This is a genomic window from Marinobacter sp. Arc7-DN-1, assembly GCF_003441595.1.
GTDB classification, from domain to species: Bacteria; Pseudomonadota; Gammaproteobacteria; order Pseudomonadales; family Oleiphilaceae; genus Marinobacter; species Marinobacter metalliresistant.
In genome coordinates, this window is sequence record NZ_CP031848.1 from 3880233 (window position 1) to 3906455 (window position 26223).

Annotated in this window: 25 protein-coding genes; 13 read left to right on the plus strand and 12 right to left on the minus strand. The window is 59.3% G+C overall.

Annotated elements, in window-relative coordinates:
- Positions 1-2: 2 nt before the first annotated feature.
- On the plus strand, positions 3-998 hold the full coding sequence (locus D0851_RS18265) for a branched-chain amino acid ABC transporter permease (protein WP_117619904.1): 996 nt from the start codon (positions 3-5) through the stop codon (positions 996-998).
- A gap of 7 nt (positions 999-1005) precedes the next feature.
- Here D0851_RS18265 and D0851_RS18270 read toward each other — a convergent pair whose 3' ends face one another.
- Positions 1006-1812 (minus strand): DODA-type extradiol aromatic ring-opening family dioxygenase, encoded by an 807-nt coding sequence (locus tag D0851_RS18270; RefSeq protein WP_117619905.1) that lies wholly within the window; start codon positions 1810-1812, stop codon positions 1006-1008.
- Between the two features lie 26 nt (positions 1813-1838).
- Entirely contained in the window at positions 1839-2279 is a 441-nt protein-coding gene (locus tag D0851_RS18275; RefSeq protein ID WP_117619906.1) for a DoxX family protein, read from the minus strand.
- A 103-nt stretch (positions 2280-2382) separates the two neighbouring features.
- On the opposite strand from D0851_RS18275, the gene D0851_RS18280 reads away from it, so the two are divergent.
- The 6 genes from D0851_RS18280 (at position 2383) to D0851_RS18305 (ending at position 9024) form a co-directional block, all read left to right on the plus strand.
- Positions 2383-3273 (plus strand): LysR family transcriptional regulator, encoded by an 891-nt coding sequence (locus tag D0851_RS18280; RefSeq protein WP_117619907.1) that lies wholly within the window; start codon positions 2383-2385, stop codon positions 3271-3273.
- Positions 3274-3389: 116 nt separating this feature from the next.
- Positions 3390-4412 (plus strand): DUF4998 domain-containing protein, encoded by a 1023-nt coding sequence (locus D0851_RS18285; RefSeq protein ID WP_227539350.1) that lies wholly within the window; start codon positions 3390-3392, stop codon positions 4410-4412.
- A gap of 88 nt (positions 4413-4500) precedes the next feature.
- Positions 4501-4737: a hypothetical protein gene (locus D0851_RS18290; protein WP_117620468.1), complete on the plus strand. Its 237-nt coding sequence runs from the start codon at positions 4501-4503 to the stop codon at positions 4735-4737.
- Positions 4734-6065: a GGDEF domain-containing protein gene (locus tag D0851_RS18295; protein ID WP_117619908.1), complete on the plus strand. Its 1332-nt coding sequence runs from the start codon at positions 4734-4736 to the stop codon at positions 6063-6065. The genes D0851_RS18290 and D0851_RS18295 overlap by 4 nt, the downstream gene beginning before the upstream one ends.
- Positions 6066-6231: 166 nt before the next feature.
- Positions 6232-7596: a glutamine synthetase family protein gene (locus D0851_RS18300; RefSeq protein ID WP_117619909.1), complete on the plus strand. Its 1365-nt coding sequence runs from the start codon at positions 6232-6234 to the stop codon at positions 7594-7596.
- 144 nt (positions 7597-7740) lie between these two features.
- Complete coding sequence (locus tag D0851_RS18305; protein WP_117619910.1) at positions 7741-9024, plus strand: NAD(P)/FAD-dependent oxidoreductase; 1284 nt, start codon at positions 7741-7743, stop codon at positions 9022-9024.
- Between the two features lies 1 nt (position 9025).
- Here D0851_RS18305 and D0851_RS18310 read toward each other — a convergent pair whose 3' ends face one another.
- Complete coding sequence (locus tag D0851_RS18310; RefSeq protein WP_227539352.1) at positions 9026-9349, minus strand: gamma-glutamylcyclotransferase family protein; 324 nt, start codon at positions 9347-9349, stop codon at positions 9026-9028.
- Between the two features lie 404 nt (positions 9350-9753).
- Between D0851_RS18310 and D0851_RS18320 the strand changes: the two genes are divergently transcribed.
- Positions 9754-11214 carry a hypothetical protein gene (locus D0851_RS18320; RefSeq protein WP_117619913.1) on the plus strand — a complete coding sequence of 487 codons (1461 nt, stop codon included), beginning with the start codon at positions 9754-9756 and terminating at the stop codon, positions 11212-11214.
- Positions 11215-11259: 45 nt separating this feature from the next.
- On the opposite strand, the gene D0851_RS18325 is transcribed toward D0851_RS18320, so the two are convergent.
- Positions 11260-12777 carry an aldehyde dehydrogenase gene (locus D0851_RS18325; RefSeq protein ID WP_117619914.1) on the minus strand — a complete coding sequence of 506 codons (1518 nt, stop codon included), beginning with the start codon at positions 12775-12777 and terminating at the stop codon, positions 11260-11262.
- Between the two features lie 420 nt (positions 12778-13197).
- On the opposite strand from D0851_RS18325, the gene D0851_RS18330 reads away from it, so the two are divergent.
- Positions 13198-14199: a sensor domain-containing diguanylate cyclase gene (locus D0851_RS18330; protein ID WP_117619915.1), complete on the plus strand. Its 1002-nt coding sequence runs from the start codon at positions 13198-13200 to the stop codon at positions 14197-14199.
- On the opposite strand, the gene D0851_RS18335 is transcribed toward D0851_RS18330, so the two are convergent.
- From D0851_RS18335 to D0851_RS18355, 4 genes are all read right to left on the minus strand, one after another.
- A complete protein-coding gene (locus tag D0851_RS18335; protein ID WP_117619916.1) occupies positions 14141-14878 on the minus strand; it encodes an SGNH/GDSL hydrolase family protein in 738 nt (245 codons plus the stop codon). The genes D0851_RS18330 and D0851_RS18335 overlap by 59 nt on opposite strands.
- Before the next feature lie 283 nt (positions 14879-15161).
- Positions 15162-16436, minus strand: a complete 1275-nt coding sequence (locus tag D0851_RS18345) for a type II toxin-antitoxin system HipA family toxin (protein WP_117619917.1) — start codon at positions 16434-16436, stop codon at positions 15162-15164.
- Positions 16433-16756 carry a helix-turn-helix domain-containing protein gene (locus tag D0851_RS18350; RefSeq protein WP_117619918.1) on the minus strand — a complete coding sequence of 108 codons (324 nt, stop codon included), beginning with the start codon at positions 16754-16756 and terminating at the stop codon, positions 16433-16435. Before D0851_RS18350 ends, D0851_RS18345 begins: the two co-directional genes overlap by 4 nt.
- 119 nt (positions 16757-16875) lie before the next feature.
- Positions 16876-17370 carry a gamma-glutamylcyclotransferase family protein gene (locus tag D0851_RS18355; RefSeq protein WP_117619919.1) on the minus strand — a complete coding sequence of 165 codons (495 nt, stop codon included), beginning with the start codon at positions 17368-17370 and terminating at the stop codon, positions 16876-16878.
- Positions 17371-17535: 165 nt separating this feature from the next.
- On the opposite strand from D0851_RS18355, the gene D0851_RS18360 reads away from it, so the two are divergent.
- Entirely contained in the window at positions 17536-18012 is a 477-nt protein-coding gene (locus tag D0851_RS18360) for an SDR family NAD(P)-dependent oxidoreductase (RefSeq protein WP_117619920.1), read from the plus strand.
- 62 nt (positions 18013-18074) lie between these two features.
- Here D0851_RS18360 and D0851_RS18365 read toward each other — a convergent pair whose 3' ends face one another.
- Complete coding sequence (locus D0851_RS18365; RefSeq protein ID WP_117619921.1) at positions 18075-19082, minus strand: AraC family transcriptional regulator; 1008 nt, start codon at positions 19080-19082, stop codon at positions 18075-18077.
- A gap of 90 nt (positions 19083-19172) precedes the next feature.
- Between D0851_RS18365 and D0851_RS18370 the strand changes: the two genes are divergently transcribed.
- Positions 19173-20795, plus strand: a complete 1623-nt coding sequence (locus tag D0851_RS18370) for an FAD-dependent oxidoreductase (protein WP_117619922.1) — start codon at positions 19173-19175, stop codon at positions 20793-20795.
- Between the two features lie 73 nt (positions 20796-20868).
- Positions 20869-22527 carry an acetolactate synthase large subunit gene (locus D0851_RS18375; RefSeq protein ID WP_117619923.1) on the plus strand — a complete coding sequence of 553 codons (1659 nt, stop codon included), beginning with the start codon at positions 20869-20871 and terminating at the stop codon, positions 22525-22527.
- 62 nt (positions 22528-22589) lie between these two features.
- On the opposite strand, the gene D0851_RS18380 is transcribed toward D0851_RS18375, so the two are convergent.
- Genes D0851_RS18380 through D0851_RS18390 form a run of 3 tightly spaced genes read right to left on the minus strand, consistent with a single transcriptional unit; the run spans position 22590 to position 24652 of the window.
- Positions 22590-23207, minus strand: a complete 618-nt coding sequence (locus tag D0851_RS18380) for a TPM domain-containing protein (protein WP_117619924.1) — start codon at positions 23205-23207, stop codon at positions 22590-22592.
- A 60-nt stretch (positions 23208-23267) separates the two neighbouring features.
- Entirely contained in the window at positions 23268-24035 is a 768-nt protein-coding gene (locus tag D0851_RS18385) for a TPM domain-containing protein (protein ID WP_117619925.1), read from the minus strand.
- A complete protein-coding gene (locus tag D0851_RS18390) occupies positions 24035-24652 on the minus strand; it encodes a LemA family protein (RefSeq protein WP_117619926.1) in 618 nt (205 codons plus the stop codon). The genes D0851_RS18385 and D0851_RS18390 overlap by 1 nt, the downstream gene beginning before the upstream one ends.
- 268 nt (positions 24653-24920) lie before the next feature.
- On the opposite strand from D0851_RS18390, the gene D0851_RS18395 reads away from it, so the two are divergent.
- Positions 24921-26192 (plus strand): MFS transporter, encoded by a 1272-nt coding sequence (locus D0851_RS18395; protein ID WP_117620469.1) that lies wholly within the window; start codon positions 24921-24923, stop codon positions 26190-26192.
- Positions 26193-26223 lie beyond the last annotated feature (31 nt).

Below are 26223 nucleotides of genomic sequence, written 5' to 3' on the forward strand. Positions count from 1 at the left end.
CCATGACTCAGCCTGTCAATCAGACCGAGATCCAAAAAGCCATTCTGGAACAGCAAAGCGCGGACAACCGGAAAAAAATGGTACTGAACGGTGTCCTGCTGCTGCTTTTGCTCGCAGCACCGTTCGCCATGTATCCGGTGTTCCTGATGAAGATCCTGTGTTTTGCCCTGTTTGCGGTGGCATTTAACCTGCTGTTCGGTTTTACCGGCCTGCTGTCCTTCGGCCACGCGGCTTTTCTTGCGACAGGCGGTTATACAACCGGCTATCTGCTGAGCAACGTTTCCGGCCTGACCACTGAAATGGGCATTATTGCAGGCACCGCTGCTGCCACATTGCTGGGGTTGGCGTTCGCACTGCTGTCCATCCGACGGCAGGGCATCTACTTTGCGATGGTTACCCTGGCGCTGTCGCAGTTGGTGTTCTTCTTCCTCGTCCAGTCGGAATTCACCGGCGGTGAAGACGGGATGCATGGTATTCCCAGGGGCAATCTGTTTGGTTTCGTCGACCTCTCGGACAACTACAACATGTATTATTTCGTGTTGGCGGTTTTCCTCGGTTGTTATCTCCTGGTCCAGCGGATTGTAAGCAGCCCTTACGGCCAGGTGTTAAAGGCGATCAAGCAGAATGAACCCCGGGCCATATCATTGGGCTACAACGTGAATCGCTACAAGGTGCTTGCCTTTGTCATCTCGGCGGCCCTGGCAGGACTTGCCGGTTCCCTGAAGTCAGTGGTTTTCCAACTGGCCTCCCTGAACGATGCGCACTGGCATATGTCGGGCGAAGTCATCCTGATGACCCTCGTGGGGGGCATGGGCACCCTTCTTGGACCTGTTGTGGGCGCAACCTTTGTGGTTAATATCGAGTACCAGCTCTCCCAGGGTCCGCTTCGGGATTGGGTAGATCCGATTCTCGGTGGCATCTTCGTGCTCACGGTACTGGCGTTCCGCAGCGGTATCGTTGGTGAGATCCAGAAGTTTGTGAGAAAGAATCTGGGGTAAGCGAACCTCAGTTCGGGAACCCAGAGAGGCCACCGATCCAGGTGGCCTCTCTGTTAAACACGAAGGCGTCCATGGCCAGAACGCCATGTTCGATACCGCCATCAATCAGGCCGCCCGAACTTCCGATGCCAGCTGCACCGGCCGCCACCAGCAGAGGCAGGAAATGCTCTTCTGTGGGGTGGGCACGCCGGGCGTGGGGAGCCAGTTTCAAGGTTTCAATCAGCTGTTGCTGATTGCCTTCCCGGATGTTTGCCCGCACCCAGTCCGTAAATTCCCGGGCGTAGTCTGACGCCTTCCGATCCCGCCAGCGAACTTCGTGCAGGTTATGGGTCAGACTGCCGGATCCGACAATCAGTACCCCGTCATGCTCCAGGGGCTGCAGTGCCTCGCCCAGCTGCCACGCTGACTCGGAATCAAGATCCATTGGCATGGAAACCTGAAAGACCGGGACTGAAGCCTCCGGGAACAGGTGCATCAGGGGGACCCAGGCACCGTGATCCAGCCCCCGGCTGGCGTCAGCCACAGGTTTCCAGCCGGCCGCCTCCAGAAGCGCCAGGGCTTTGCCAGCCAAAGCCGGGTGGCCTGATACCGGATATTCCATCCGGTACAGCTCAGGCGGGAATCCGCTGAAATCGTGGATGGTTGCCGGTTTTTCCGAGAAGCCCACCCGGATTCCGGTGGTCATCCAGTGCGGTGAAACGACCAGCACGGCTTCGGGTTTTGGCAGGCGTCTACCCAGGTCGGTCAGTGCCGGGCCAGCCAGGCCCGGCTCCAATGCGAAGGTGGGTGCGCCGTGGGAGACAAACAGGCTCATGGTTGATTCTTCCTTGCTGAGCGTGGTTATTGGGCTGCGATAAGGCGGTCAACAGATGCCCGTCCGGCACCACTGAAAAACAGTGACACGGATACTGCCAGCAATGCCAGACCAAACTCGTAACCATTGTTGCTCATGAACAGCCCGTTGCCGATATGAACGCTGAAAATGGCAATCAGCATGGCGAAAGCCAGTACCGCGCTGGCGGGGCGAACCAGAAAGCCGATGATCAGTGCCAGACCGCCAAGGAATTCCGCACCACCGGCCAACAGGGCCATCAGGTAGCCCGGGCTCAGGCCGATGGAATCCATCCACTGCCCGGTACCTTCCAGGCCATAGCCGCCGAACCAGCCAAACAGTTTCTGGGCGCCGTGGGCGGCGAAAATAATCCCGACCGGAATGCGCAGGGCAAGAGCACCCCAGCCGGCCTGGGTAGACAGCAACGTGTTCAGGAATGCGTTGTTCATGGTGAATCTCCTTGGGTGTGTTTGAACATGTTGTCACTTTACAAATATCAAATAACGGGATAAACCTGCTTTATATAAATTAACTGTTCCGGAAAATGAAACAATGGATCGATTGCTGGAGATGCAGACCTTCTGTGCGGTGGTGGAGGCGGGCAGCTTCGTTGCCGCTTCGGATGCCCTGGGCATGTCCAGGGCGGCGGTGTCCCGCTATCTCGGTGAGCTGGAATCCCGGCTTGGAATAAGACTGTTGCACCGGACGACCCGGAGGCTGTCACTGACGGGAGAGGGTGAAGTTTTCTATGTTCGCTGCCGGGAGCTGCTCGCGGGCGTGGAGGAAGCCGAGGCGGAAATTACGTCCCGGAGCGATGTCGCCCGGGGTTTGTTAAGGATTAACGCACCGGTCAGTTTCGGGATCAGCCATCTGGCACCTTTGTGGGGCGAGTTTCACGCCCGTTATCCGGATGTGGCGCTCTCTATCGATCTGTCTGACCGGCTGGTGGACATTGTCGAAGAAGGCTTTGATCTGGCCATCCGTATTGCAACACTGCAAAGCTCCACGCTGGTCAGCCGACGGATAACGTCAACCCGCCTGATCGCCTGTGCCTCCCCCCATTATGTGTCGGCCCAGGGCTCGCCCGAAGCGCCTGCGGATCTCGCCAGCCACCGGATCATCGGCTACAGCAACTTCACGACCGGCAACGACTGGCCGTTCGAAGGACCGGAGGGGGCGACCAGTGTGCGGGTCCGGCCGTGGATGCAGGCCAATAATGGCGAGACATGCTGCGCAGCCGCGGTGGCTGGGCAGGGCGTGGTGCTTCAACCGGGCTTTCTCGTACAGAAGGACCTTGAAGCCGGGCGACTGGTGGAACTGATGCCAGAATATCGTTCCACTGAGCTCGGCGTGTACGCCGTTTATCCCACCCGCAAGTTCGTGACGCCCAAAGTCCGCGTGCTGGTTGATTACCTCGTATCGGCGTTTCCGGAGGCTCTGTGAGGCCTGATGCCTATGTTCCCAATTGTTTCCAATAAGGGCCGGAAGATCTCTGTTTAAAATTGTAAGCAGCCACCGGCACAGTCGCCGTCAGCCTTCGTGGAGCCGGTGGTCTAAGCATGGAAACCGTCAACCTGACTCCGTTGACGCACCTGGCCGTAACCCTGGCGGAACGCAGTGCCAACGGGCTTTCACCGAATGCGCTTTCTAGTGCCTACACAACGGTGGAAGCCTGGTTTGGTCTCCCGGCCGGCGCCCTCCGTCTCACCCCGCCGGATGTGACCCAGCTTGACGAAATGACCGGTGTTACCGCTGACGCCCTCCAGGTAGCTATCGCTAATGCCGCCTTCCTGGGTTTGGTAAACGACAATGCCCAGTGGAACTCGATTTCTGATGTACTGAACAATCTCACTTCTCAGGTCAGTGCCACGGGCCAGATCAGTGTGATGGGGGATGGCGCCAATGTAGCGCTCGCTGACCTTGTTTCTGCCGCAGCATTGCAGGCCTCTGAGCTCCAGGCAACCGTGGATTCAAGCGTCATCAGCCAGAAACTGGTGGTGGTTGAGTACCGCAACGTACAGCGTTTCAAAACCATTGCCGAAGTCTATGACGGCAGCGATACCAGTGTTGCTGACAGTGATGACACGACCACCGACACAACAAACGACAGTTCTGCAAGCACGGACCAGACGGCTGCAGACGGCGGGGATACGACGGCTGATACCAGTACGGAAACCACAACGGATAACACTGAAGAGCAGGTTGCCGGCACAACCGAACCGGATACCACTGTAGACGGCAGCACCGGTGATTCGGTTGCCGATACCGGAGCCAGCGAGCCGCCGGCCACGGAAACGACGCCGGAAGAAACCATTCCGGCCAACGCAGCCCTGCTGAGCTGGACGGCACCGCTGACCCGCGAAAACGGTGACAGCCTGGCCATGGGTGAAATTGCCGGCCTTGAAGTTGTCTACGGTACCAGCGCCGAAAGCCTGGACCAGAGCCTTGCGATCGGTGATGCTTCCACCGATGAGCTGCTGGTGGACGAACTCACCGAAGGCACCTGGTACTTCGCCATCCGCACCCTGGACACTGATGGCAACCGCAGCCGGCTGTCCGAGGTTGTTTACAAGCAGATCTGATCCGGCATGAAATGCTGCGGTGTCCCGCTGGGGTCGCCGCAGCCAGACTGCTACTATGTATCAGTCCAATATCCATGCCGAGCACGCAATGAATGGTTCAGACTCTCTCCAAACCCTCCTGGAAGTCATTCCGGATGCCCGCGACGGCCTCACCCGAACAGAGCGCATCATTCTGCATGTACTGCATGAAACCCAGCGGGAACTGAACGGCCGCAATGTACCAACCGCCATGTTGTATGGGCGGGTGCTGGAGTATGTGGATATGAGCGAAGCGGAGCTTCACGTCTATCTTGACCGGCTGGGAGTGAAGGGAGACGGTTTGTGAGTATCGATTTCAAAGCTCTCTATCCAAAGCTGATCAATCTGTTGTTGGATACGGTCTTCGTGGTCGATGAATTCGGACATATCGTGTTTGTCAGTGATGCCTGCGAGCAGCTGCTTGGTTATTCCGCCAACGAGATGATCGACACCCGGATTCTGAATTACATCCACCCTGACGACCTGGATCGCACTCTTGTAGCTATCGGCAATGTGATGAGTGGCCAGTCCCACACGGATTTCGAGAATCGTTACCTGCACAAAGATGGCAGCGTTGTTCAAATCCTTTGGTCCGCACGCTGGTCTGAGCAAGATCGCCTGAGGATTGCTGTGGCGCGAAATGTTACCGCACTGCGGCAGGCAGACCAGACCCGGAACGCGTTGTATCGAATTTCCGAAGCGGCCCACGCGGCAGAAACGCTCCGTGCGCTGTGCGACGGTGTGCGCGAGGTGATCGGCGAGCTTTTCCCGGAATCTGATCTGTGCCTCGGGTTTTACGACGCTGCCGGGAGCCTGCTCAGCGTTCCGGACTGGATCGCCGGACGATCCGGTAGCTGGATTGAGAAGCCTGTGGAATCAGGGACTGCCATTGCCGATGTCATCAACGCGGGGCAGGCTCTGCTGGCTTCCCGTGATCCCGCTCGGCAGGGGGTGGGGCTCAATGACCTGACACAACCTGAAGGTGCCAATTGGTTAGGTGTGCCCCTGATATCCCGGGACGCTGTTCTTGGTGTATTGGTCATTGAAAGTCCGTCACCAGGCACGCGCTATCGCGAAGCGGATCAGGCGTTGCTGCAGTTCGTGGCGACGCAGCTTGCGACGGTGGTTGAGCGTAAACGGGCGGAAGAACGCCTGCGGTTCATGGCTCACCACGACGCGTTGACCGGTTTGACCAACCGCTCGCTATTCTACGACCGCCTGGAAACCGCCCTGCGGTCGGCCAACAGGAACGAAGGCCGGCTGGCCTTGCTGTACCTCGATGTAGATGATTTCAAGCGCATCAACGACACCGGTGGCCATGAGGCCGGGGACCAGCTGCTTGTGGAAATCGCCCGCCGTCTGGAAGATTGCACGAGGGAGACGGATACAGTTGCGCGTATGGGTGGCGATGAATTCACGGTGCTGTTGACTGATGTTCATGGCCGTGACTCGGTCGAGACGGCTGTTGCCAAGGTCCATGAACTGACGGCGCTGCCCATGAATCTTGAAGGACAGACTTTTCATATCTCATGCAGCATCGGTACGGCTCTTTACCCGGAGGACGGAATGACGGCCAGGGAATTACTCAGCAAGGCCGACGCGAATATGTATTTGGGAAAAAGGCATGCGCACTAGCCGCTGCTTTCATGGGGGGGCTCCCTGGAACGACCGTGAATATCACCGCCTGATACGGTATATGCCTATCTTGCAAAGTGCTCCGAAAAACCGGATAAAGGAGCGTTAAGCCCCCTGTGCCGGCCCCTCGCCACAGGCCTGTTAGAGTTTGTGGAAGGTTTTTCCTATGGGTTCTGGTTTTGCGAGCGCTGAGGCGTTCCTTCAGGCGCATCCCGAGCTGCAGTTTGTTGACCTGCTGATTCCGGATATGAATGGCATTGTTCGTGGCAAGCGGGTGGATCCGTCTGCGCTGGCTAAGGTGTTTCAGCGGGGCGTAGCCATGCCGGCCTCGATCTTTGCACTGAACATCCAGGGCACCACCGTGGAAGAAACCGGCCTGGGCCTGGATATCGGCGAAGCGGACCGCGTGTGTCTGCCCATTGGGGGCACTCTCACCATGGAGCCCTGGCAGAAACGGCCGACAGCCCAGCTTTTGCTGACCATGTTCGAGCTGAACCGCGAAACGCCGTTTTTTGCCGATCCGCGGGTAGTGCTGAAGAATATCGTCAAACGCTTCGGGGAACTGGGGCTGACACCGGTTGCCGCCTTTGAGCTGGAGTTCTACCTGATTGATCAGGAGAACCTGGCGGGCCGTCCCCAGCCGCCGAAGTCGCCCATCTCCGGCAAACGCCCGGCGGGTACCCAGGCCTATTCCATTGATGATCTCGATGAATACGCAGAATTCCTGGCAGATGTGCTGGATGCGGCCCACGAGCAGGAGTTGCCTGCGGATGCACTGGTGGCGGAATCCGCCCCCGGCCAGTTTGAGGTAAACCTGCATTACGTGGACGACGCCGTGCGTGCCTGCGACCACGCCACTCTGCTCAAGCGCCTGATCAAGAACATGGCATACGACCATGAGATGGACACCACCTTCATGGCCAAGCCTTATCACAATCAGGCGGGCAGCGGCATGCACCTGCATGTAAGCCTGGTTGATGGGGACGGGCGCAACGTGTTCGCAGGTGACGCCGAGCAACCCAACGACCTGCTTCGCTGGGCGGTCGGGGGCCTGGTAGCCACCATGAACGATGCCATGGCGCTGTTCTGCCCCAACATCAATTCCTACCGCCGGTTCAGTCCGGAGTATTATGTGCCCAATGCGGCTACCTGGGGTGTGGACAACCGCACCGCGTCACTGAGACTGCCGGGTGGTGATCCCGGCGCCCTGCGCATTGAACACCGCGTAGCCGGTGCCGACGCCAACCCCTACCTGTTGATGGCAGCGGTGCTGGCGGGCATCCATTATGGCATCTCCAACCAGATCGAGCCGCCGCCGGTCACGGTGGGTAACGCCCACGAGCAGCACGAAGCGACGCTGGTAAACAACCTGCGGGATGCCTTGCGGGAGCTGGGACAGTCAGCGGTGATGGCCGACTATCTCGGCAGCCAGTTCCTGGATGTGTTCGTGGCCTGCAAGGAGCATGAGCTGAATGAGTTCGAGATGACTATCTCCGATCTCGAATATCTCTGGTACCTGCACACGGTTTAATGGTTTCCCGGAGTTGATCTGCGGCGCTTGTCGGGCGCCAGCCACACCGGTTTCATATTGGGCTGGCCGGCATAGACTTTCCTCCGGCGAGCACCGTTGCCGCCGGTTACCAAACTCTTCCATCACCCTGTCTGGCGCCACATAATGATCCAGTATCCCCCAGTTCTTTCCTATTACACCGCCTCCGCCAATCCGGCCCCTGTGCGCCCGGCTCTGCGGGGATCGTGTGAGGCGGATGTCTGCGTAGTCGGCGCCGGTTATACCGGCCTGTCCACGGCGCTGTTCCTGGCGGAAGCCGGTTTCAGGGTGGTGGTCCTTGAAGCCGCAACGGTTGGCTGGGGCGCGTCGGGTCGCAATGGCGGTCAGATCGTAAACAGCTTCAGCCGCGATCTGGACAGCATCGAACGGCAGACCACTGAAGACCACCTGAAGCTGCTGGCCGAAATGGCCTTCGAGGGCAGCCAGATTATCCGCCAGAGGGTGAAGAGTTACGGTATTCGTTGCGACTTGAAAGAGGGGGGCATTTTTGCTGCTCTTAATCCAGGACAGTTCAGACATCTGGAGTCCCAACAGGCGCTTTGGCGCCGATTCGGCTATAAGGAACTGGAGCTGCTGGATCGCGACGCCATTCGTGCACGGGTTGGCAGCGAGCGCTATGTGGGCGGTGCCATCGACCACACCGGTGGCCATATTCACCCACTGAACCTGGCGCTGGGAGAGGCGGCGGCACTGGAGTCCCGGGGAGGTGTTATTTATCAGCACTCAGCGGTTACCGGGATTCTTCCGGGGAAAACGGCAACGGTTAAAACCGAACACGGTGAGGTCAGGGCACAGTATGTCGTGCTGGCCGGCAACGCGTACCTGGGGGGGCTGGTGCCCGAACTTGAGGCCAAGTCCATGCCTTGCGGTTCCCAGATCATTGCCACCGAGCCGTTGGACGATGCGCTGGCCAGGAAGCTGTTACCTCAGGACAACTGCGTGGAAGACTGCAACTATCTGCTGGATTACTTCCGACTGTCTGGCGACAAACGCCTCATTTACGGCGGTGGTGTGGTGTATGGCGCCCGAGCCCCGGACAACATCGAACGGCTGATTCGACCCAACATGCTGAAAACGTTTCCGGAACTGGCGAACGTGATGATCGATTACGCCTGGACCGGCAACTTCCTGCTTACGCTCTCACGCCTACCCCAGCTCGGCCGCCTGTACGACAACGTGTTCTATTCCCAGGGCTGCTCAGGCCATGGTGTCACCTTCACTCACGTGGCCGGAAAGGCTTTGGCCCTGGCCATCCAGGGCCAGATTGAACGCTTTGATGCCTTTGCCAGCCTGCCGCATTACCCGTTCCCGGGTGGGCGCGCCCTCCGGGTGCCTTTAACGGCAATGGGGGCCTGGTACTACGCGTTGCGGGACAGGTTGGGGGTTTGAGTCATCGAGCCGTTCGAGAATTGCTGTAAATGGACAGCTCGCGCCCATGCCGTTCAGGTTTGGGGTCGTCAATGGACTCCACGGCTTCATTTTCATCGTAACCAAACCCCAGCGCCTCATGCCGATCCAGGTCAGGTTTTTCTGCGTCGACAATCTCGTAAACCACACCTATCACAAGATCGTCCGGGTTGCCGGTTTCTTCCGCGTCGCATTTGGCGGAGCCATCCCCGGCAGATTTATGGAAGCGAAGCCGATGGGCGGGTAACCCTGCCACAGCCACGAACCGGGCCGATGGAACCCGGGCCTGGAGCCGTCGTTGTGACATGTTGGAGCCGTAGCTGAAGCAGAGCATGGGGCCAGGTTAATCTCCGGTATCCGGGAGCGGTCTCCGGAAAACTGTGCAACCGCTCTCGCTTTATCAACGTTTAAATTTGTAATCAGGCACCGCGCCTGTCGTTCATGGCGCTGAGCCAGAATGTAATCGTGATGCATAAAAATACAGTAAAACAATACCTTATGATCCGCAATCCGGGCTCCGCGCTGTAACCTTCCATCACAACGTGTATCCCTCCGTAAGCGTCAATTTCCTGACGGGCCTGCTCCGGAAAATCCGGAACTGCGCCACATATAACCGAAAACCGCCGCTGTAAGATTCGCTCAAATTCGTCAAACAAGTGGTGCAAAAAAATGTCATATTGCGGCAAAAAATTAACGAAGCAAGGACTGCTGATGTTACCTGCGGTCATTCTGCTTTCGGGCTGCGGTCTGGACATTTCCAGTGACGAAGACAACACCTCGACACAGTCTTCGGCCACGGCTGAGCCGACAGTCCAGATTGCCGGCGCAGCGATGAAGGGCGTCATCCAGCAGGGGCTGGTTGTTGCCAATCGCCTGATTTCCGACAAAGACGGCTATTACGTGCCACAGCGCCAGGCGGCCAAGCCGGTGTTGACTGCAGACGATGGTAGTTACGAGTGGCAGCTCCGGGGCAAGGCCGAAGGCTGGGCCCTGGTTGAACTTACGGCTGATGGCGGCACCCGCATGATCTGCGATGTTGTGCCCCAGTGCGATCAGGCTGGCGGTGACCCGGTGGCTTTCGGCCAGACCATGCCGCTGGACAGCGACTTCAGCTTACTGGGCGCGGGTGATCTGCGCATGGAAACGGTAAACCTCACTCCGCTGACTCATCTGGCGGTTACCCTGGCGGAGCGCAGTGCTGAAGGTCTTTCACCGACCGCGATCTCCAGTGCCTACACCACAGTGGAAAACTGGTTCGGCCTTCCGGCCGGCGCTCTGCGCCTGACCCCGCCGGACCTGACCAACCTGGATGACATGACCGGCGTAGCCGCCGACGCCATTCAGGTTGCGATTGCCAATGCGGCATTCCTGGCTCTGGTGAACGACAACGCCCAGTGGAATTCGATTTCTGATGTACTGGGCGACGTGACCTCACAGGTCAGTGCCACCGGCCAGATCAGCGCGATGGGGGACGGTACCAACGTGGCGCTGGCGGACCTTGTCAGCGCCGCGGCACTGCAGTCTTCCGAGCTCCAGGCCATGGTGGATTCAAGCGTCATCAGCCAGAAACTGGTGGTTGTTGAGTACCGCAACGTGCAGCGCTTCAAAACGATTGCCGATGTTAACGAAGACAACGACACCAGTGTTGCCGACAGTGGTGACACGACCACCGACACAACAAACGACAGTTCTGCAAGTACGGACCAGACGGCTGCAGGCGGCGGGGATACGGCGGCTGATACCAGTACGGAAACCACAACGGATAACACTGAAGAGCATGTCGCCGGAACGACCGAACCGGATACCACTGTAGACGGCAGCACCGGTGATACAGTTGCCGATACCGGAACCACCACCGGAGCCAGCGAGCCTCCGGCTACTGAGACCACGCCCGAGGAAACCATTCCGGCGAATACGGCCCTGTTGAGCTGGACTGCGCCCCTGACCCGCGAGAACGGCGAGAGCCTTGCCATGGGCGAGATCGCAGGCTTCGAGGTGGTCTATGGCACAAGCGCTGAAAACCTGGACCAGAGTCTGGCGATTGGTGATGCCTCTGTAGACGAGTTGCTGGTAGACGAACTTACCGGGGGAACCTGGTACTTCGCTATCCGAACCCTGGACACTGATGGTAACCGCAGCCGTCTGTCCGATGTTGTTTACAAGCAGATCTGATTCATGGCTCACCACGACGCGTTGACCGGTTTGAGCAACCGCTCGCTATTCAATCACCAGCCAGGTGGCCTTGATTTCAGTGTATTTGTCGAAGGCGTGCAGGGACTTGTCGCGGCCGTTGCCGGACTGTTTGAAGCCGCCAAAGGGCGCGGTCATGTCGCCGCCGTCGTAATGGTTGATCCAGACGCTGCCGGCCCGAAGCGCCTTGGCGACCTTGTGGGCGGTGTTGATGTTGGACGTCCACACCGCTGCGGCCAGGCCGTAGATGGAGTCGTTGGCAATGTTGATGGCTTCTTCGGCGGTCGTGAACCCGATCACCGACAGTACCGGCCCGAAGATTTCCTCCGAGGCGATGCGCATACCGTTTTTCACCCCATCAAATACCGCAGGCTGAACGAACAGGCCACCGGTCTCTTCCATCACCTGTTTACCGCCTTCCACCAGGGTTGCCCCTTCGGACTGGCCGATACCGACGTACTCAATGATGCGATCCAACTGGGCCTGGTCAACGATGGCACCGCAGGTCGTCGCCGGATCCAGGGGATGGCCGGGGCGCCAGGTTTTCAGGGCCTCCCGGATCAGGCCAATGAACCCGGCGCGGATGCTTTCTTCAACCAGCAGCCTGCTGCCGGCGGTGCACACTTCGCCCTGGTTGAAGGCTATGGCGCTGGCGGCTTCGGCGGCGGCTTTCTTCAGGTCCGGCGCGTCTGCAAAGACGATGTTCGGGCTTTTGCCGCCGGCCTCCAGCCACACCCGTTTCATGTTGGACTGGCCGGCATGGATCATCAGCTGCTTGGCCACGTTGGTGGAGCCGGTGAACACCAGGCAATCTACGTCCATATGCAGGGCCAGGGCCTTGCCCACGGTGTGGCCATAGCCGGGCAGCACGTTGAACACGCCGGCGGGAATACCCGCTTCCTCCGCCAGGGCCGCCAGACGAATAGCGGTGAGCGGGGATTTCTCGGAGGGCTTGAGGATGACCGAGTTACCGGTGGCCAGGGCCGGGGCAATCTTCCAGGAGGCCATGATCATCGGAAAGTTCCAGGGCACGATGGCGGCCACCACCCCCATGGGCTCCCGGGAAATCATGCCGATCTGGTCGTGGGGCGTGGCTGCCAGTTCGCCATAGACCTTGTCGATAGCCTCGGCGGTCCAGCGGATCGCGCGCACGGTAGCCGGCACATCCACGGTTCGGGCGTGGCCGATGGGCTTGCCCATGTCCAGTGTTTCCAGCAGGGCCAGTTCATCCGCGTGTGCGTCGATCAGGTCCGCAAACCGAAGCAGAGTGGCCTTGCGCCTGGTGGGTGCCAGGCGGCTCCAGACGCCGCTTTCGAAGGCCTCTCTGGCGCCAGCAACGGCAAGCCCGGCATCGGCCTGGCCGCAACTGGCGATTTGGGTCAGCTCGCGCCCGTCTACCGGACTGATGCAGGCAAAGGTTTCGCCATCGCTTGCCCACCGGTAAGAGCCGTTTACATAGGCTCGGCTTTCAATTGTGAGTTGATCTGCCAGGGCCTGCCATCCGGCCTGGTCGGTGGGTGTGGTGGTAGTTTTGGGATGATTCATGGCCGTCTCACAGGCAGGGGAGTTGGCCAATCATAGCAGCACTTCCCCGGGTGATCGCGGCTTCAGATATAGGTAGAAGAACGTGTCTTCCCGAACGTCTGGTCCTGGCATAGACGTGCGTCGGCGGCTGTTTTCGGCCGCCGCCTTACTGCTATTCCCAGGGCTGCTCTGGCTACGGCGTCACCTTCACCCATGTGGCGCGGGCAAGGCCCTCGCGCTGGCGATTCAGGGTCAGGCTGAACGCTTTGACGCCCTCGCCAGCCTGCTGCTATGTACCAGTCTGAATTGCGTGGCCAGTAAATAATGTCTGGCTTTTATCACGGCACCGGCCGACATTGATGCCCGGTATCGGTTGTCATGGCACCGGATTAGACTATAGTCAGCGGGAGATCTTTCTTCAGGAATCAGGACCATCTTGCCGTGACGTTCCCGCTAAACGAAGTTGAACCGGCCGACATCCACCTGCTTACGGGCATGTTGGATACCATGGCCGATCATGTGTTTAGCCTGCGCGCAGAGGCGGGTCGGTATCGGCTGATCTATTGCAATAAGGCAATGGACCGGTTCATGAACCAGGCAGACGCCATGCTCTGTGGGCGGTTCCTCGACGAAATCGTGCCGGACCGGGACCTGTACCAGCGGATCGCTGATAATTACGCCCGCGCACGGATCGCCGGCCATATGATTCGCTATGAGGAAACCACGGAAGGTTTCGATTCCGCGCCGCTGACCATCTTTGAGACCAGTATTTCACCCCTTACCGGGCGGGATGGAGAAACGGCATACATTTGTGGCATTTCCCGTGACATCACCGCGCGCCGGAACGCAGAAATAGCCTTGCAGAAGGCCAACGAAAGGCTGGAGCAGCAGTTGGCCGAAAACAGGCGGCTGCAACAAAAGCTGCGTGAGGAAGCGATCCGCGACCCTCTCACCAATCTGTTTAACCGGCGCTATTTTCTTGAGAGTCTGGCCCGGGAAATGAATCGGGCGGAGCGCGGGGGTTATCCCGTTACCCTGATGATGGTAGACATCGACCACTTCAAGTGTTTGAACGATGACTACGGCCATTCTATCGGGGATCAGGTGCTGATCCAGTTCAGCAGGCAGCTCTGTTATGGAATGCGCAAGGGGGATGTGGTCTGCCGCTGGGGCGGCGAGGAGTTTCTCGTGATGATGCCCGGGATTTCCCTGAACGATTCGTACCGCCGAATGACCGATTGGCGCCGACAATACAGCCCCATGAAATTTAAAGCGGGTGGCCAGGAACTGGCTATTCGCTTTTCCTCAGGCCTCGCAACCGCCCCGGAGCATGGATTCAGCCCGGATGAGCTCATCGATGCCGCCGACAATGCACTTTACCGGGCTAAAGCCTCGGGGCGGGATCAGCTTCAGATGCCTGGGCAGCCAGAGCCTCGGCAATGAACTGGTAGCCCCTGGGCCCCGGGTGATAACCGTCTCGGGCAAGCAGTTCCGGGTCTGAAATCGTGGGGTAGCTTCGGTAAACAAAGTCTTCCGGATATTGCCGGGCAAGCTGGCGGTACAGGCTGTCCAGTTGCCTCGCGCGCCAGCCTATCACATAGCGCAGCGGCGCAGGCAGCGCCGTGAACAGGTGCATTGGCGGAACACTGAGCAACTGCAGCGGCCCGGGGTAGCGTGAAGCCAGTAACTTGCGAAGTGCCCGCAATTGGTTGCGGAACCGGTAACGGGGCGTAAAGCCGGTTGTGTCGTTCACGCCCATGCTCAGCAGCACCACATCGGCTTCTGGCAGTTCAGCGTCTGCATCCTCAACCGCGTGAATCAGCGCGCTAAGACGAATACCGTTGATGCCGAAAGTGTGCCAGGCGATTGTCTCGCCGGAACGTTCGTGGAGTCTGTGTGCCAACTGACTGGCCAGACCCTCGTCGTGGGTTTCAACCCCGACACCGGCGGCCGTGGATTCGCCAATGACCAGGATCCGCTTACCGGGTGTGCCTTTACCGTATTGGCCTGAAGGCGAGCCCCCGGCTTCCGGGAGCCGCGGTGTGTTGCGCCGCGCCTGTTTGCCCTGGTAGAGCAACACCGGGAAAAGCAGGGCGGTGGTCAGCCAGAAGGGAAGGTGCATGGTTTGGTGTCCCGAGCCAATTAAGGGCAAAGTGTACAGGCGTTTCAGAAAGATCAGGAGCTGAGTATGACGGATAAAAAGACCGCTGTAATTACCGGTGCCAACCGTGGCATCGGCCTTGAACTTGCAGAATCGAGGGGCTTAGCCTGGAGAATACCGGGTCCTTCTGGCACAGCAACGGTGAAGAGCTGCCCTGGTAAGCTGACGGCAATGGGGCCTGGTATTATGCGTTGCGGGACAGGTTGGGGGGTTGAATGCCCCCGGGTTGCCACCGAAAGGCGCGTTAACGAGTTTCTATTCTGAAATCATTCTCCAGTGCCTGCCAGTGAGCAATCAGTATGTTTTTTTGAGCAGCCGCCATTGGTAACTCTTGAAGGGCGTTCGGCCACAAGGTCCGGGCTTTTTCCAAAGTGTCGTCCAGATGGGGCTTGATAACCCGCCAGGGTATCCCGGATTTTTCTGCCCAGTTTCGGAAATGCTCCATGGTCGCAGAGTACCAACGTTTGTTTTTCCCCAGATTGAGCGCAAACTCACTCTCATTCTCGATGTAAACGCGGGTTGTGACGATGTCATAGGCCGGTGAAAGTCGGGGCGTGACCTGATCAGGGTAGGTCAGGCTCCAGTTTTTCAGATGGGCATCGCCGTTGGCGAGCAGGATATTCACCAACAGTCTACGGGCAAATTGTTGGGCGTCTGCAAGGCCATCGCCGGAGTAGTCGTAAACCACCCTACCGATCTGCTCATAGTTCGCCGAGTTGTATTTTTCGTGGGGGTACTTCACGAGGATCTGGGCGAAGTCCTCCATATGCACGCGCCTGTTTCCATCCCGGTCAAACCGCCTGATCGCAAATGCCTGCTTTTCCTCCGGCAGATTAATGGGCGGAAGGTTGTCGAGTTTATCAAGATCCACCAGCTTTATGTCCGGTATATCGATTCCGGCCAGGGATGCCAGGCTCATTGCCGTGTATTCGTTAAGGGGAACGTGGCTGTGCTTGGTCGAAGGTGTTTTGATAATCCAGTCGCCCAGTTCGTTACTCTTTGTCAGTTTGTAGCGACCTTCCTTTTCCTTCATGGAAAATTTCATCTGGACGCCCGCCAGCGAGAACCTGTTTTCGAATCTGGGTTTTTCGAACTTCACGGCCTTCGCTTTTCCGTGGGTCGATAAAACGCTGTCTGGAATGTCCTCCGGGTCCATGGGAGTGGCGATCAACGCACCTGGCAGATCCTCCCCGAGATAGGAAAAAAGGTAAAACTCGTTATCAACATGAACCTTCAGGCTTTGCGCAATCAGTTCCCTGAGCGATCCTTCCGGAAGGAGGTTGGACTGCGAGGTATGAAGCCTTTGGTTACGGGCCCATGGCTCTGCGAGCAGCTTTTCGGAATTCGGGAAGCGGGGATGGGTGATCAGGCTGAAGGTGGGGCGATCCCTGTCTTTTTTGAATTCCTCCGCAAAACTCAGGACGTTACGGCCAGTGCTGAAACCAGCCAGATAGCCCACCAGTCGTCCGTGAAGAGTCAGCTCGAGCACCTTCACGTCGCCGTCTGCTGCATTGCTCATTGATCGTCCTCCAGCAAGCCTCGCCAGGGATCGTCTGAGAGGGAGCGTTCTGTTTCAGATGAGCGGCTGTTGTGAGGAGAGTGGTCGATGCTCTTATCCTCGAGGACGGCCCTGACTGCCTCCAGCTTTTCCTGGGGAACCAACATGAGTTCGCTTTTTAGGCCCATGGCAATCAACTCAAGCGTATCGAGCCTTGGGTTACCCTTGGACTCCAGACGCTGGTATTGCTGGCGCGACATACCGACACGCATCATCATGTCGTGCTGTTTAAGTCCCAGGTTCAATCGACGTTGCTTGATTTGGTCCAGTAGTGAAGTCATACGGAAACGTATCAGTTGCCTTTTTGAGTGATAGCAACATATTCGCTTCTTTTTCCTATGTTGGCAACACAAAAGTTGCTAATTGTCGATAGCAAACCGGAAGTGTGGTGAATAGCAACTCATACGTTGCTGTAAATCGACAGCTCGCGCCCATGCCGTTCGGGTTTTGGGTCGTCAATGGAATCGACGGCTTCGATCTGCGAGATGTACTCAGCCGGCAGTTCGTTTTCCCTGGCGCCGGTGAGGACGTGGTCTTTGTACCAGTGGAAGGGCTTTAATGCCTTATTGATGCGCGTGGCGTAATACATCCAGGCGTGGAGTCTTCCGCTCCCGGTAAATAGTTCCACCTGCTTTTCATCGTAGCCAAACCCCAAAGCCTCATGTCGATCAAGGTCAGGCTTTTCTGCATCGGCAATCTCGTAAACCACACCGATCACCCGATCGTCCGGATTGCCGGTTTCCTCTGCATCGCATTTGGCAGAGCCATCCCCGGCCGATTTATGGAAGCAAAGCCGGTGGGCCGGTAACTCTGCTACAGCTACAAACCGGGCCGACGGAATCCGGGCCCGGAGTCTCCGTTTTGACATGTTGGAGCCGTAGCTGAAGCAGAGCATTGAGCCTCTTTAATTTACCATCCTGGAAATTTATTGCGGGGAGTGCGGGCCCACTTCATGCTTACTGCGGGCTCAGCCTTGCCCTTCAAAATAGCATAGTTTCAACGCCCCAAGCGTGTAATCAATAATGGGCTAGATTGCTATCTCGTGATGAGGAGGATTTTTATGACAGATAACAAAGCCGCGGTCATTACAGGGGCCAATCGTGGCATTGGCCTTGAGCTGGCGCGCCATTATGCGCGCGAGGGCTGGAATGTTATTGGCGTTTGCAGGCAAACGTCAGACGAGCTTTCTGGCGTCGCGGCGAAAGTCATCGACAACATCGATGTCACCACTGACAGCGGTATCTCGAAACTGAAGAACGAGCTGGCCGGGCAAACCATTGATCTGCTGATCAACAACGCCGGCCTGCTACAGGATGAGAAGCTGGGCAGCATCGACTTCGATTCCATCCGGACCCAGATGGAAATCAACGCCTATGCGCCGTTGCGGGTGGCCGAGGCCTTGGTCTCGCAGATCCCTTCCGGCGGGCTGATCACACCCGAGGAATCAGCCAAGGGTCTGGCAGCCAGGATTGAAGGCCTGAGCCTGGAGAACACCGGCTCCTTCTGGCACAGCAATGGTGAAGAGCTGCCCTGGTAACGGCGCATTAGCCGCTACCCGTCGCTTCAGTTGCCGCCCATATCGGCAAAATACGCGGATTGTCACCGAAGCATGGCTTTGCGCCAGCGCACCGGGGGCAGTCCGGTCCAGCGCTTGAAGGCGCGGTAAAAGGTACTGACTTCGGCAAAGCCCAGGGCTTCGGCAACTTTGGGTAGAGAGGCGCTGGGATCTGCCACGGCCTGCAGTGCCTTTTCACGGCGCACTTCGTCCAGCAGGGCATCGAACGTCTGCTCCTGTTCCTGCAGCCGCCGCGCCAGAGTCCGTTCGCTGATACCTAACGCCTCGGCTGCTTCGGCCCGACGAGGAAGGCTCGGGCCCAGACGGGCCATCAGCCATCTCCGTATCTCCGGCACAGAAGCGCTGTTAATGGAAAGCGCGGTAAGTCGGGCGGTGGTGTAGCGTTCGTGCACCTGCGCGAGTTCCGGATCGGCCTGGGGCAGGGGCTGGTCCAGAACGGCATTGTCGACCAGCACACCGCTGAACGCCTGCTCGAATTCCACCGGGCAGTTAAACGCGGCCTGGTATCCCGCCAGGGGCCCGAGCCGGGGCTGGCTGAACTGGACCCGTGAAGGCTGCATGCGGGTACCGGTTACCCAGCTGGCGAAGCCGACCACCGCGGCCAGCACCGCTTCAATCTGATGCGGACTGAAAGCCAGCTTCCCCTGCCGGGGATGGTAAACCAGCCAGGTGGCGGAATGGCCTGCCAGGATCTGGAAACGCCCGCCGTCGGAGATCAGCCGCTGGAAGCGCTGCCCCATCACAATGGCTTCGCGCAGAGTAGCGGCAGACTGGAGTGCAAAGCCCACACCACTGATGCTCATCGGGGTGAACTCCGCCCCGGCTTTCAAACCAAAACCGGGATCGCCGGTGCAACGCTCCGCCGCGTGCCAGAGCCGGGTGATGTCATCAATGGGCCAGCGTTCCCGGGTACCGGCCGCCTCCGGAATACCGGCGGTTGTCAGCAACGTACCTTCATCCACAGACAGCCTTTGCGCCGCCGCGATAACGGTATTCACCCAGCCAATGGAAACTGTGGCCTCTAAAGTCAATTTTTCTGGCCTCTAATGTCAATTTTAAAGCCATGGTACCGGTATATCTTTAAAGCTGACAACTCATTGCTACCGAGTCGGATGCGCACTATGGCCAAGGTAATTTCCTCAGACATTCTGGTGGTCGGCGGAGGGCTGGCCGGACTTGTCACGGCCCTCGAAGCTCTGCGAGCCGGGAAATCAGTGACCCTGGCGGACCGGGATACGGCCGAACGAATGGGTGGCCTGGCACTGTGGGCCTTTGGTGGCATGATGCTGGTGGGCACGCCCCTGCAGAAACGCATGAAGATTGCAGATACGCCGGAGATTGCCCTGGGTGACTGGCTCAGCTTTGGTGAGCTGGCGCCGGATGATGAATGGCCCCTGCAATGGGCACGCTACTACGTGGAGCATTCCCGCTCAGAGGTTTATGACTGGCTGGGCAATGAAGGCATCAAATTCCTGCCGGCCGTGAACTGGGTGGAGCGTGGTCGCTTCGGTGATGGCAACCGTTTGCCCCGTTACCATGTGATCTGGGGCACTGCCCGGGAATTGGTCCGCTGCCTGCTGGCGGCCCTGCACCGGGAAAACACTGGCGGCAAACTCACCCTGTTGCACCAGCATCGCATCACCGAACTGGAGCTTGAGGCCGGCAGAGTGAGCGGCGCCCAGGCCATCAACGAGGCCACCGGTGAGGAAGTCCGCCTGGCCGCATCCGCTGTGGTACTGGCCACCGGCGGCATCAACGGCAGCCACAGGGAATGCCGCGCCAACTGGCCCAAGAATCGTCCCCAACCTACCGGCATGCTGAACGGTGCCCACCCCTATGCGGATGGCCGCATGCACCACTGGGTGGCCGACACCCTCGGCGGCAGGATTACCCACGCCGGGGAGATGTGGAATTACGCGGCGGGCTTTGCGCATCCTTACCCCCACTTTCCCGGCCATGGGCTTTCCACCATCCCCTGCAAATCCGCCCTGTGGCTGAACCATCGGGGTGAGCGGATCGGCCCGGAACCCCTGGTGACCGGATTTGATACCCACTGGTTATGTCAGCGAGTGGCGGAACAGGAAAAACCCTGGACCTGGCACCTGCTCAACTGGCGCATTGCCGCCAGGGAATTCGCCATCTCCGGCGCCGAGCACAATGCCCGGATACGGGACAAGCAATTCCCCTTGTTCGTGAAAGAACTGCTGCTGGGCAACCACGCACTGGTGCGCCAGATGCAGCGTGAAAGCCGTGATTTCCTGGTGGCGGATAACCTGTCCGACCTGGCCGGCAAGATGAACGCGCTGACCTGTTCCCATGACATCAATCCGGCCACGCTCCAGGCCGCCGCGGATGCCTTCGATGCCAACTTCACCGCTGGCACCAGTCTCCATAACGACCCACAGATCCGGATGATCCAGCACGCCCGGGAATGGAAGCCGGACCGCCTGCGCACCTGTAAACCGGCCCCGTTGCAAAAGCCCGGTGCCGGGCCCTACATTGCTATCCGCATGCAACTGATCACCCGCAAGAGCCTGGGCGGGCTTCAGACCGATCTGCAAAGCCGCGTCCTCAATGCTCAGGGAGCGCCCGTCGAGGGCCTGTACTGTGTAGGAGAAGCGGCAGGCTTTGGCGGCGGTGGCGCCAATGGTAAACGCTCGCTGGAAGGCACTTTTCTGCCCGGCTGCATCATGACGGCCCGGGCAGCGGTGCGTTCCATTGTGACCGGAGGCTCAAGCCCCTGAACCCGAAGCTGACCCCAATGGCACAATCGGCCAGACCCTTAATAATTGAATTCCTAAAGGTTGGAGAATAACAATGACAAACGGCGCACAAGCCCTGATGAGAACCCTGGTGGATGCCGGTGTGGAAGTCTGCTTCAGCAACCCCGGCACCAGTGAAATGCATTTTGTGGCGGCTCTGGACGATGAGCCCAAGATGCGTGCCGTACTCGCCCTGTTTGAAGGCGTCGCCACCGGCGCGGCAGACGGATACGCCCGCATGGCGGACAAGCCCGCCGCCACACTGCTGCACTTGGGTTGTGGGCTTGGCAACGGGCTGGCCAATCTCCACAACGCCCGCAAGGGCAAGGTGCCGGTGGTCAACATTGTTGGCGACCACGCCACCTACCACGTGAAATACGACGCCCAACTGCAGTCCGATATCGAGACCGTTGCCCGCAACGTCTCCCCCGGCTTTGTGCGCACCGCCAAGAGCACGGAAACCCTCTGCCAGGACGCCGCCGCGGCCATTGCCGCCGCACGCACCGCGCCCGGGCAGGTGGCCACCCTGATATTGCCGGCCGATGTTTCCTGGGGCGAGGGCGGTGTGCCCAGCGCACCCCTGGTGCCGCCCACACCGGAGCCGGCAGACGATGCCACGGTAGAGGTCATTGCCTCGGCCATCCGCTCCGGCAGGAAAACGGCCCTGCTGATGGGCGGCCATGCCTTGCGGGAACCAGGCATGCTGGCGGCAGCAAAGTTGGCCGCACACAATGGCGTTACCCTGCTGGCCGAAACCTTCCCTACCCGGATGGAACGGGGTGCCGGCCTGCCCTACATTGAGCGCCTTGCTTACCTGGCTGAGCTGGCTACGGTGCAACTGACGGATATTGAACACCTCATCCTGGTGGATGCCAAGGCGCCCGTCTCCTTCTTCGCCTACCCCGGCAAACAAAGTTACCTGGTGCCCGATACCTGCCAGGTGCACACTCTGGCAGCGCCCAACCAGGACATCCTGGCCAGCCTGAACAAGCTCAACGATGCCGTCGGTGTCAGCCAGGCCGAACCCAAGCTACAACCTGCGAAACGACCGGGACGGCCACGAGGCAAACTGACCGCTGAGAAAGTCTGCAAAGCCGTTGGCCACCTAATGCCGGAGGACGCCATCATCGTGGATGAGGGCATCACCTCCAGCCTGATGCTCTCGGTGATGACTGCAGGTGCACCCCGTCATGACATGATCACCTTGACCGGTGGCGCCATTGGTCAGGGCCTGCCCAATGCCGTGGGGGCTTCTGTGGCCTGCCCGGACAGGCCGGTACTGGCCCTGATCGGTGACGGTACCGCCATGTACACCATCCAGGCCCTGTGGACCATGGCCCGTGAGCAGCTCAACGTAACCACCATCATCTTCAACAATGCGTCTTACTCGGTGCTGAACATTGAACTGGAGCGGGTAGGGGCAGAAGACGTCGGCATCAAGGCTAAATCCCAGCTGGACCTGCGAGGCCCCGTACTCAACTTTGCCCAAATGGCGCAGGGCATGGGCGTGCATGCGGTGCGGGTGGATACGGCGGAAGACATGGCAAAAGCCCTGGAATACGCCCGGAGCATGCCGGGGCCGCATCTGATCGAAGCCATGATTCCGGAGTCACTGAGCGGCGTGAAACGCAGGATACTGCCGTGGATGCTGCGCTCGTTGCCGAGCCTGCCGTTGTCGGTTTCCAGGGCGTTGAAGCGAAAACTGGCGCCGTGAGGTAGAAGCCTGGCACACCACTCCCCGCAGCCCGGAGTGGCGTAGGGTGACCGCCGTTGTCGTTAGGGCAGGATGACCAGGTGATTGGGAAGTTCGTTGCGCTCATGGGTGGCGGGCAGGTGCTCTTTCAGGAGCTTGCCACAGGCAGCAATGCAGTCAAGGAATCCCTGCCGGGTCTGGCCCTGGCGCACCCTGGCGGTGAAGTCCGCCACGATGTCTTGCCATACCGAGTTGTCCAGAACGTCGGCAATGCCCTGATCCACCAGGATCTCCACATAGCGTTCCGCCTCCGAGACGAAGATCAGCATGCCGGTGGCGCCTTCGGTATGGTGCAGGCTCTGCTCCAGGAACTGCCGCCGCGCCAGGTTGGAGGCCCGCCAGTAACGCACCTGCCGGGGAATCAGACGGGTGTTGATACCGGGCATCCGGAACAGCAGGCTGAGCAGGATGAACGTACCCCACTGCACCAGCATCAGCATATCGGCGCCGAACCAGCCGCCGAAGTAATTGCCAATACCCGGCACCAGCAACGCCAGGATGCCGGCCCAGAGCAGGGGAATATAGCTGTAGTTATCGGACTGGGCCGTCAGCACGGTGACCAGTTCGGCATCGGTTTCCCGCTCCACCTCGTTGATGGCGGCAGTAACGGCTTCCTGATCGCTTTTGTTTAATAATGTCATGATTCTCTGATTCTCAATTTCAGGTGAGGGGATTCAGCACGCTCGGCTATCAGTGCGGAGCTACCAGCCACCAGAGGCACCGCCACCGCCGAAGCCGCCGCCACCGCCGCCAAAACCGCCACCGCCGAAGCCGCCGCCATGGCCGCCACGGCCACCCATGGCGCCGCCCAGCAAAGCCGCGCCTAACAGGGCAGCGCCACCGCGCCCGCCACGGCCGCCGCGACTGCCAATAAAGAACACCACCGCCATCATGATGATGAAGAACAGCGCCACCAGGCCGGCCCTGGGCTTTTCCTGGACTGCAAGGGACTGCTGGCCCTGGGGAATCGCCATGGGCTCGCCGCCGAGGACCTGGATCATGGCGGCGGCACCGTTGACGATACCGGCCTGGAAATCCCCCTGACGGAACGCCGGGGTAATAATGCGATTGATGATGACAGAGGAGTCGGCATCGGTGAGCCGGCCTTCGAGGCCATAGCCCACCTCAATGCGGATTTTGCGCTCTTCCTTCGCCACGATCAGCAGGGCGCCGTTATCCTTGCCTTCCTGACCGATTCCCCACTGCCTGCCCAACTGATAGCCGAAATCCTCAATCGGAAAACCCTGCAGGTCCGGCAAGGTGACCACCACAACCTGTTCGGTGCTGGCCTGCTCGTGGGCCTGAAGCATCTGGCTCAGGCGCGCTTCCACCTCAGGGGACAGCATCTCCGCCTGGTCTACCACCCGGCCGGTCAGTTCGGGAAACTCCGGCGTTGACTGGGCCCAGATAGCAGCCGGTAGCAACAGCAGTAACGCCAATAGCATACTGTTTCGGAGCTGGGCAGCCATCAGAATTCCACCGCGGGCGCTTCATCCGCATTTTCCGTGGTGGCTTCGAAGTTGGCGCGGGGCTCCAGATCGCTATACAGGATGCTGTACCAGATCTTGCCCGGGAAGGTGCGCAGCTCGGTGTTGTAGCGCTCCACCGCCTGGATGAAATCCCGGCGTGCGACGGCAATACGATTCTCCGTACCTTCAAGCTGGGACTGCAAGGCCAGGAAGTTCTGATTCGACTTCAGGTCCGGGTAACGTTCAGACACAGCCATCAGCCGGCTCAGGGCGCTGCTCAGTTCACCCTGGGCCTGCTGGAACTGCCGCAGCTTCTGGGGATTGTTGAGAATGCTCTCGTCCACCTGAATCGACGTAGCCCTGGAGCGCGCCTCAATCACCGCGGTCAGGGTTTCCTGCTCCTGGGCCGCGAAGCCCTTGACGGTTTCCACCAGGTTGGGAATCAGGTCGGCGCGGCGCTGGTACTGGTTTTCCACCTGGGACCAGGCGGCGGTAACTTTCTCATCGTAAGTGGGGATGTTATTGATGCCACAGCCACTGAGAAACAACACCAGTGCCATCAGCGATGTCAACTGCCAGAAGGTCCGCGGTTGAAGCGGTTTGTGAAGGGTTGCCATAGTGCTCTGTCCCGATGGTGGTTGCATGAAATAGGGGAAGATGCCGGGCCCGCGGGCGGAGGCATCAAACTACCCTCTAATTGGGGACAGGGCCAGTGTTTTCAAGGTGATCAGCGTTTTGTGCACCTGCTGTATGGCGATTTCGTACAACAGCCCGGGCAAAAGGGCAGGGCCGGCCAATCGCTGAGGTTTGGCTGGTGGGCTCGTTGCGGTCTACGCTGACACGAATGAATAGCGTTAAAGGGCATGGATGTTTTTCGGAGGTGGCATGAAGTTTCCCTCAAGCACGGTGTTTGCACTCTTGGGAGCGGCACTGATCGCGATCAGTTACGGGCTCGCACGCTTTGCTTTCGGCTTGTTTGTGCCCCCGATCCGCGCTGAACTCGAACTGGCGCCGGACGTGATTGGCTTCATCGGCGCACTGCCGCTGATCAGTTTCGTGCTCGCCACGATGGTTGCGCCGCTTGCCGCTGATCGTCTCGGTGCCCGCAACACGGCAGTGCTTTCCGGCGTTTTTGGTGCTGTCGGTCTGGCGCTGATCAGCCAGGCCTCTGGTGCTCTGTCCCTCGGCATCGGTGTATTTGCCAGTGGCATCTGCACCGGCCTGATGATGCCGGCCCTCACGGCCGCCATGCAGGCCCTGGTGAAACGGTCCCTGCATGGGCGCGTTAGCGCGGTCATGAACGCGGGTACCAGCATTGGCGTCGCCATTGCCGTGCCGGCAATTCTGTTTCTGGCCGGGGCCTGGCGTTATGCGTATGTATCCTTTGCCATCCTGGCGGTGATCGGGGTGTTCGCCACGTGGTTTTTCATCCCTTCAGTTTCGCGTATCACGCCTTCGAACGCAGCGCCCCCGCCTCCGATCAGCGCCTTGCAGTGGTTGCGCCTGTTCCGGCTCTCGCTGTTTGCCTTCGGGATGGGCTTCGTCTCCGCGGCGTACTGGATTTTCGCGCCCGATCTGGTCGTCAGCCTCGGTGCCCTGCCGCCCGGCGCAACCGGCTGGCTGTGGCTGGCCGTTGGCATCGCCGGTCTCGGAGGTGCCGTGGTGGCCGACCTGGCTGATCGCAACAACCCGCCCATTACGCAGGCACTCATGCTGACGATGCTGTCCGCGAGCCTGGCATTGCTCGCCGCCAGCCCTGGTAATCTGGTGATCGCGGCATTCTCCGCTCTGGTCTTCGGCCTGGCTTATATGAGTCTGACGGGGCTCTATCTGATGACCGGCATCCGTCTGTTGCCGGGCAGACTGTCTATGGGCCCGGTGCTGCCATTTATGGCTGTATCGCTCGGGCAGGCGGCCGGTTCGCCCCTGGTTGGCATGCTGGTGAATGAATTCGGTTACCCCGATGCGTTCGCCATGTTCTCCGTGACTGGCATTCTGGTGGCAATGCTGTCGCCACTCTATCCGCGCTACATTGAGCATGAGCCCGAGGAGGAAGCTGAGGACGAAACCGGACTCCAGGCGGCGTACGATTATCAGCTTCAGAACGAGGATGGTGAGCCGTTTAAATCTGTCGAGAATGAAGCCACAAACCCGTAGTCGAACACTGACACTGACAGAGGAGCCGGTT

Coding starts and splice junctions, on each gene's coding strand:
- D0851_RS18265 (WP_117619904.1), top strand. CDS start 3: ATGACTCAGCCTGTCAATCAGACCGAGATCCAAAAAGCCATTCTGGAA.
- D0851_RS18270 (WP_117619905.1), bottom strand. CDS start 1,812: ATGAGCCTGTTTGTCTCCCACGGCGCACCCACCTTCGCATTGGAGCCG.
- D0851_RS18275 (WP_117619906.1), bottom strand. CDS start 2,279: ATGAACAACGCATTCCTGAACACGTTGCTGTCTACCCAGGCCGGCTGG.
- D0851_RS18280 (WP_117619907.1), top strand. CDS start 2,383: ATGGATCGATTGCTGGAGATGCAGACCTTCTGTGCGGTGGTGGAGGCG.
- D0851_RS18285 (WP_227539350.1), top strand. CDS start 3,390: ATGGAAACCGTCAACCTGACTCCGTTGACGCACCTGGCCGTAACCCTG.
- D0851_RS18290 (WP_117620468.1), top strand. CDS start 4,501: ATGAATGGTTCAGACTCTCTCCAAACCCTCCTGGAAGTCATTCCGGAT.
- D0851_RS18300 (WP_117619909.1), top strand. CDS start 6,232: ATGGGTTCTGGTTTTGCGAGCGCTGAGGCGTTCCTTCAGGCGCATCCC.
- D0851_RS18305 (WP_117619910.1), top strand. CDS start 7,741: ATGATCCAGTATCCCCCAGTTCTTTCCTATTACACCGCCTCCGCCAAT.
- D0851_RS18310 (WP_227539352.1), bottom strand. CDS start 9,349: ATGTCACAACGACGGCTCCAGGCCCGGGTTCCATCGGCCCGGTTCGTG.
- D0851_RS18320 (WP_117619913.1), top strand. CDS start 9,754: ATGTTACCTGCGGTCATTCTGCTTTCGGGCTGCGGTCTGGACATTTCC.
- D0851_RS18325 (WP_117619914.1), bottom strand. CDS start 12,777: ATGAATCATCCCAAAACTACCACCACACCCACCGACCAGGCCGGATGG.
- D0851_RS18335 (WP_117619916.1), bottom strand. CDS start 14,878: ATGCACCTTCCCTTCTGGCTGACCACCGCCCTGCTTTTCCCGGTGTTG.
- D0851_RS18345 (WP_117619917.1), bottom strand. CDS start 16,436: ATGAGCAATGCAGCAGACGGCGACGTGAAGGTGCTCGAGCTGACTCTT.
- D0851_RS18350 (WP_117619918.1), bottom strand. CDS start 16,756: ATGACTTCACTACTGGACCAAATCAAGCAACGTCGATTGAACCTGGGA.
- D0851_RS18355 (WP_117619919.1), bottom strand. CDS start 17,370: ATGCTCTGCTTCAGCTACGGCTCCAACATGTCAAAACGGAGACTCCGG.
- D0851_RS18360 (WP_117619920.1), top strand. CDS start 17,536: ATGACAGATAACAAAGCCGCGGTCATTACAGGGGCCAATCGTGGCATT.
- D0851_RS18370 (WP_117619922.1), top strand. CDS start 19,173: ATGGCCAAGGTAATTTCCTCAGACATTCTGGTGGTCGGCGGAGGGCTG.
- D0851_RS18375 (WP_117619923.1), top strand. CDS start 20,869: ATGACAAACGGCGCACAAGCCCTGATGAGAACCCTGGTGGATGCCGGT.
- D0851_RS18380 (WP_117619924.1), bottom strand. CDS start 23,207: ATGACATTATTAAACAAAAGCGATCAGGAAGCCGTTACTGCCGCCATC.
- D0851_RS18385 (WP_117619925.1), bottom strand. CDS start 24,035: ATGGCTGCCCAGCTCCGAAACAGTATGCTATTGGCGTTACTGCTGTTG.
- D0851_RS18390 (WP_117619926.1), bottom strand. CDS start 24,652: ATGGCAACCCTTCACAAACCGCTTCAACCGCGGACCTTCTGGCAGTTG.
- D0851_RS18395 (WP_117620469.1), top strand. CDS start 24,921: ATGAAGTTTCCCTCAAGCACGGTGTTTGCACTCTTGGGAGCGGCACTG.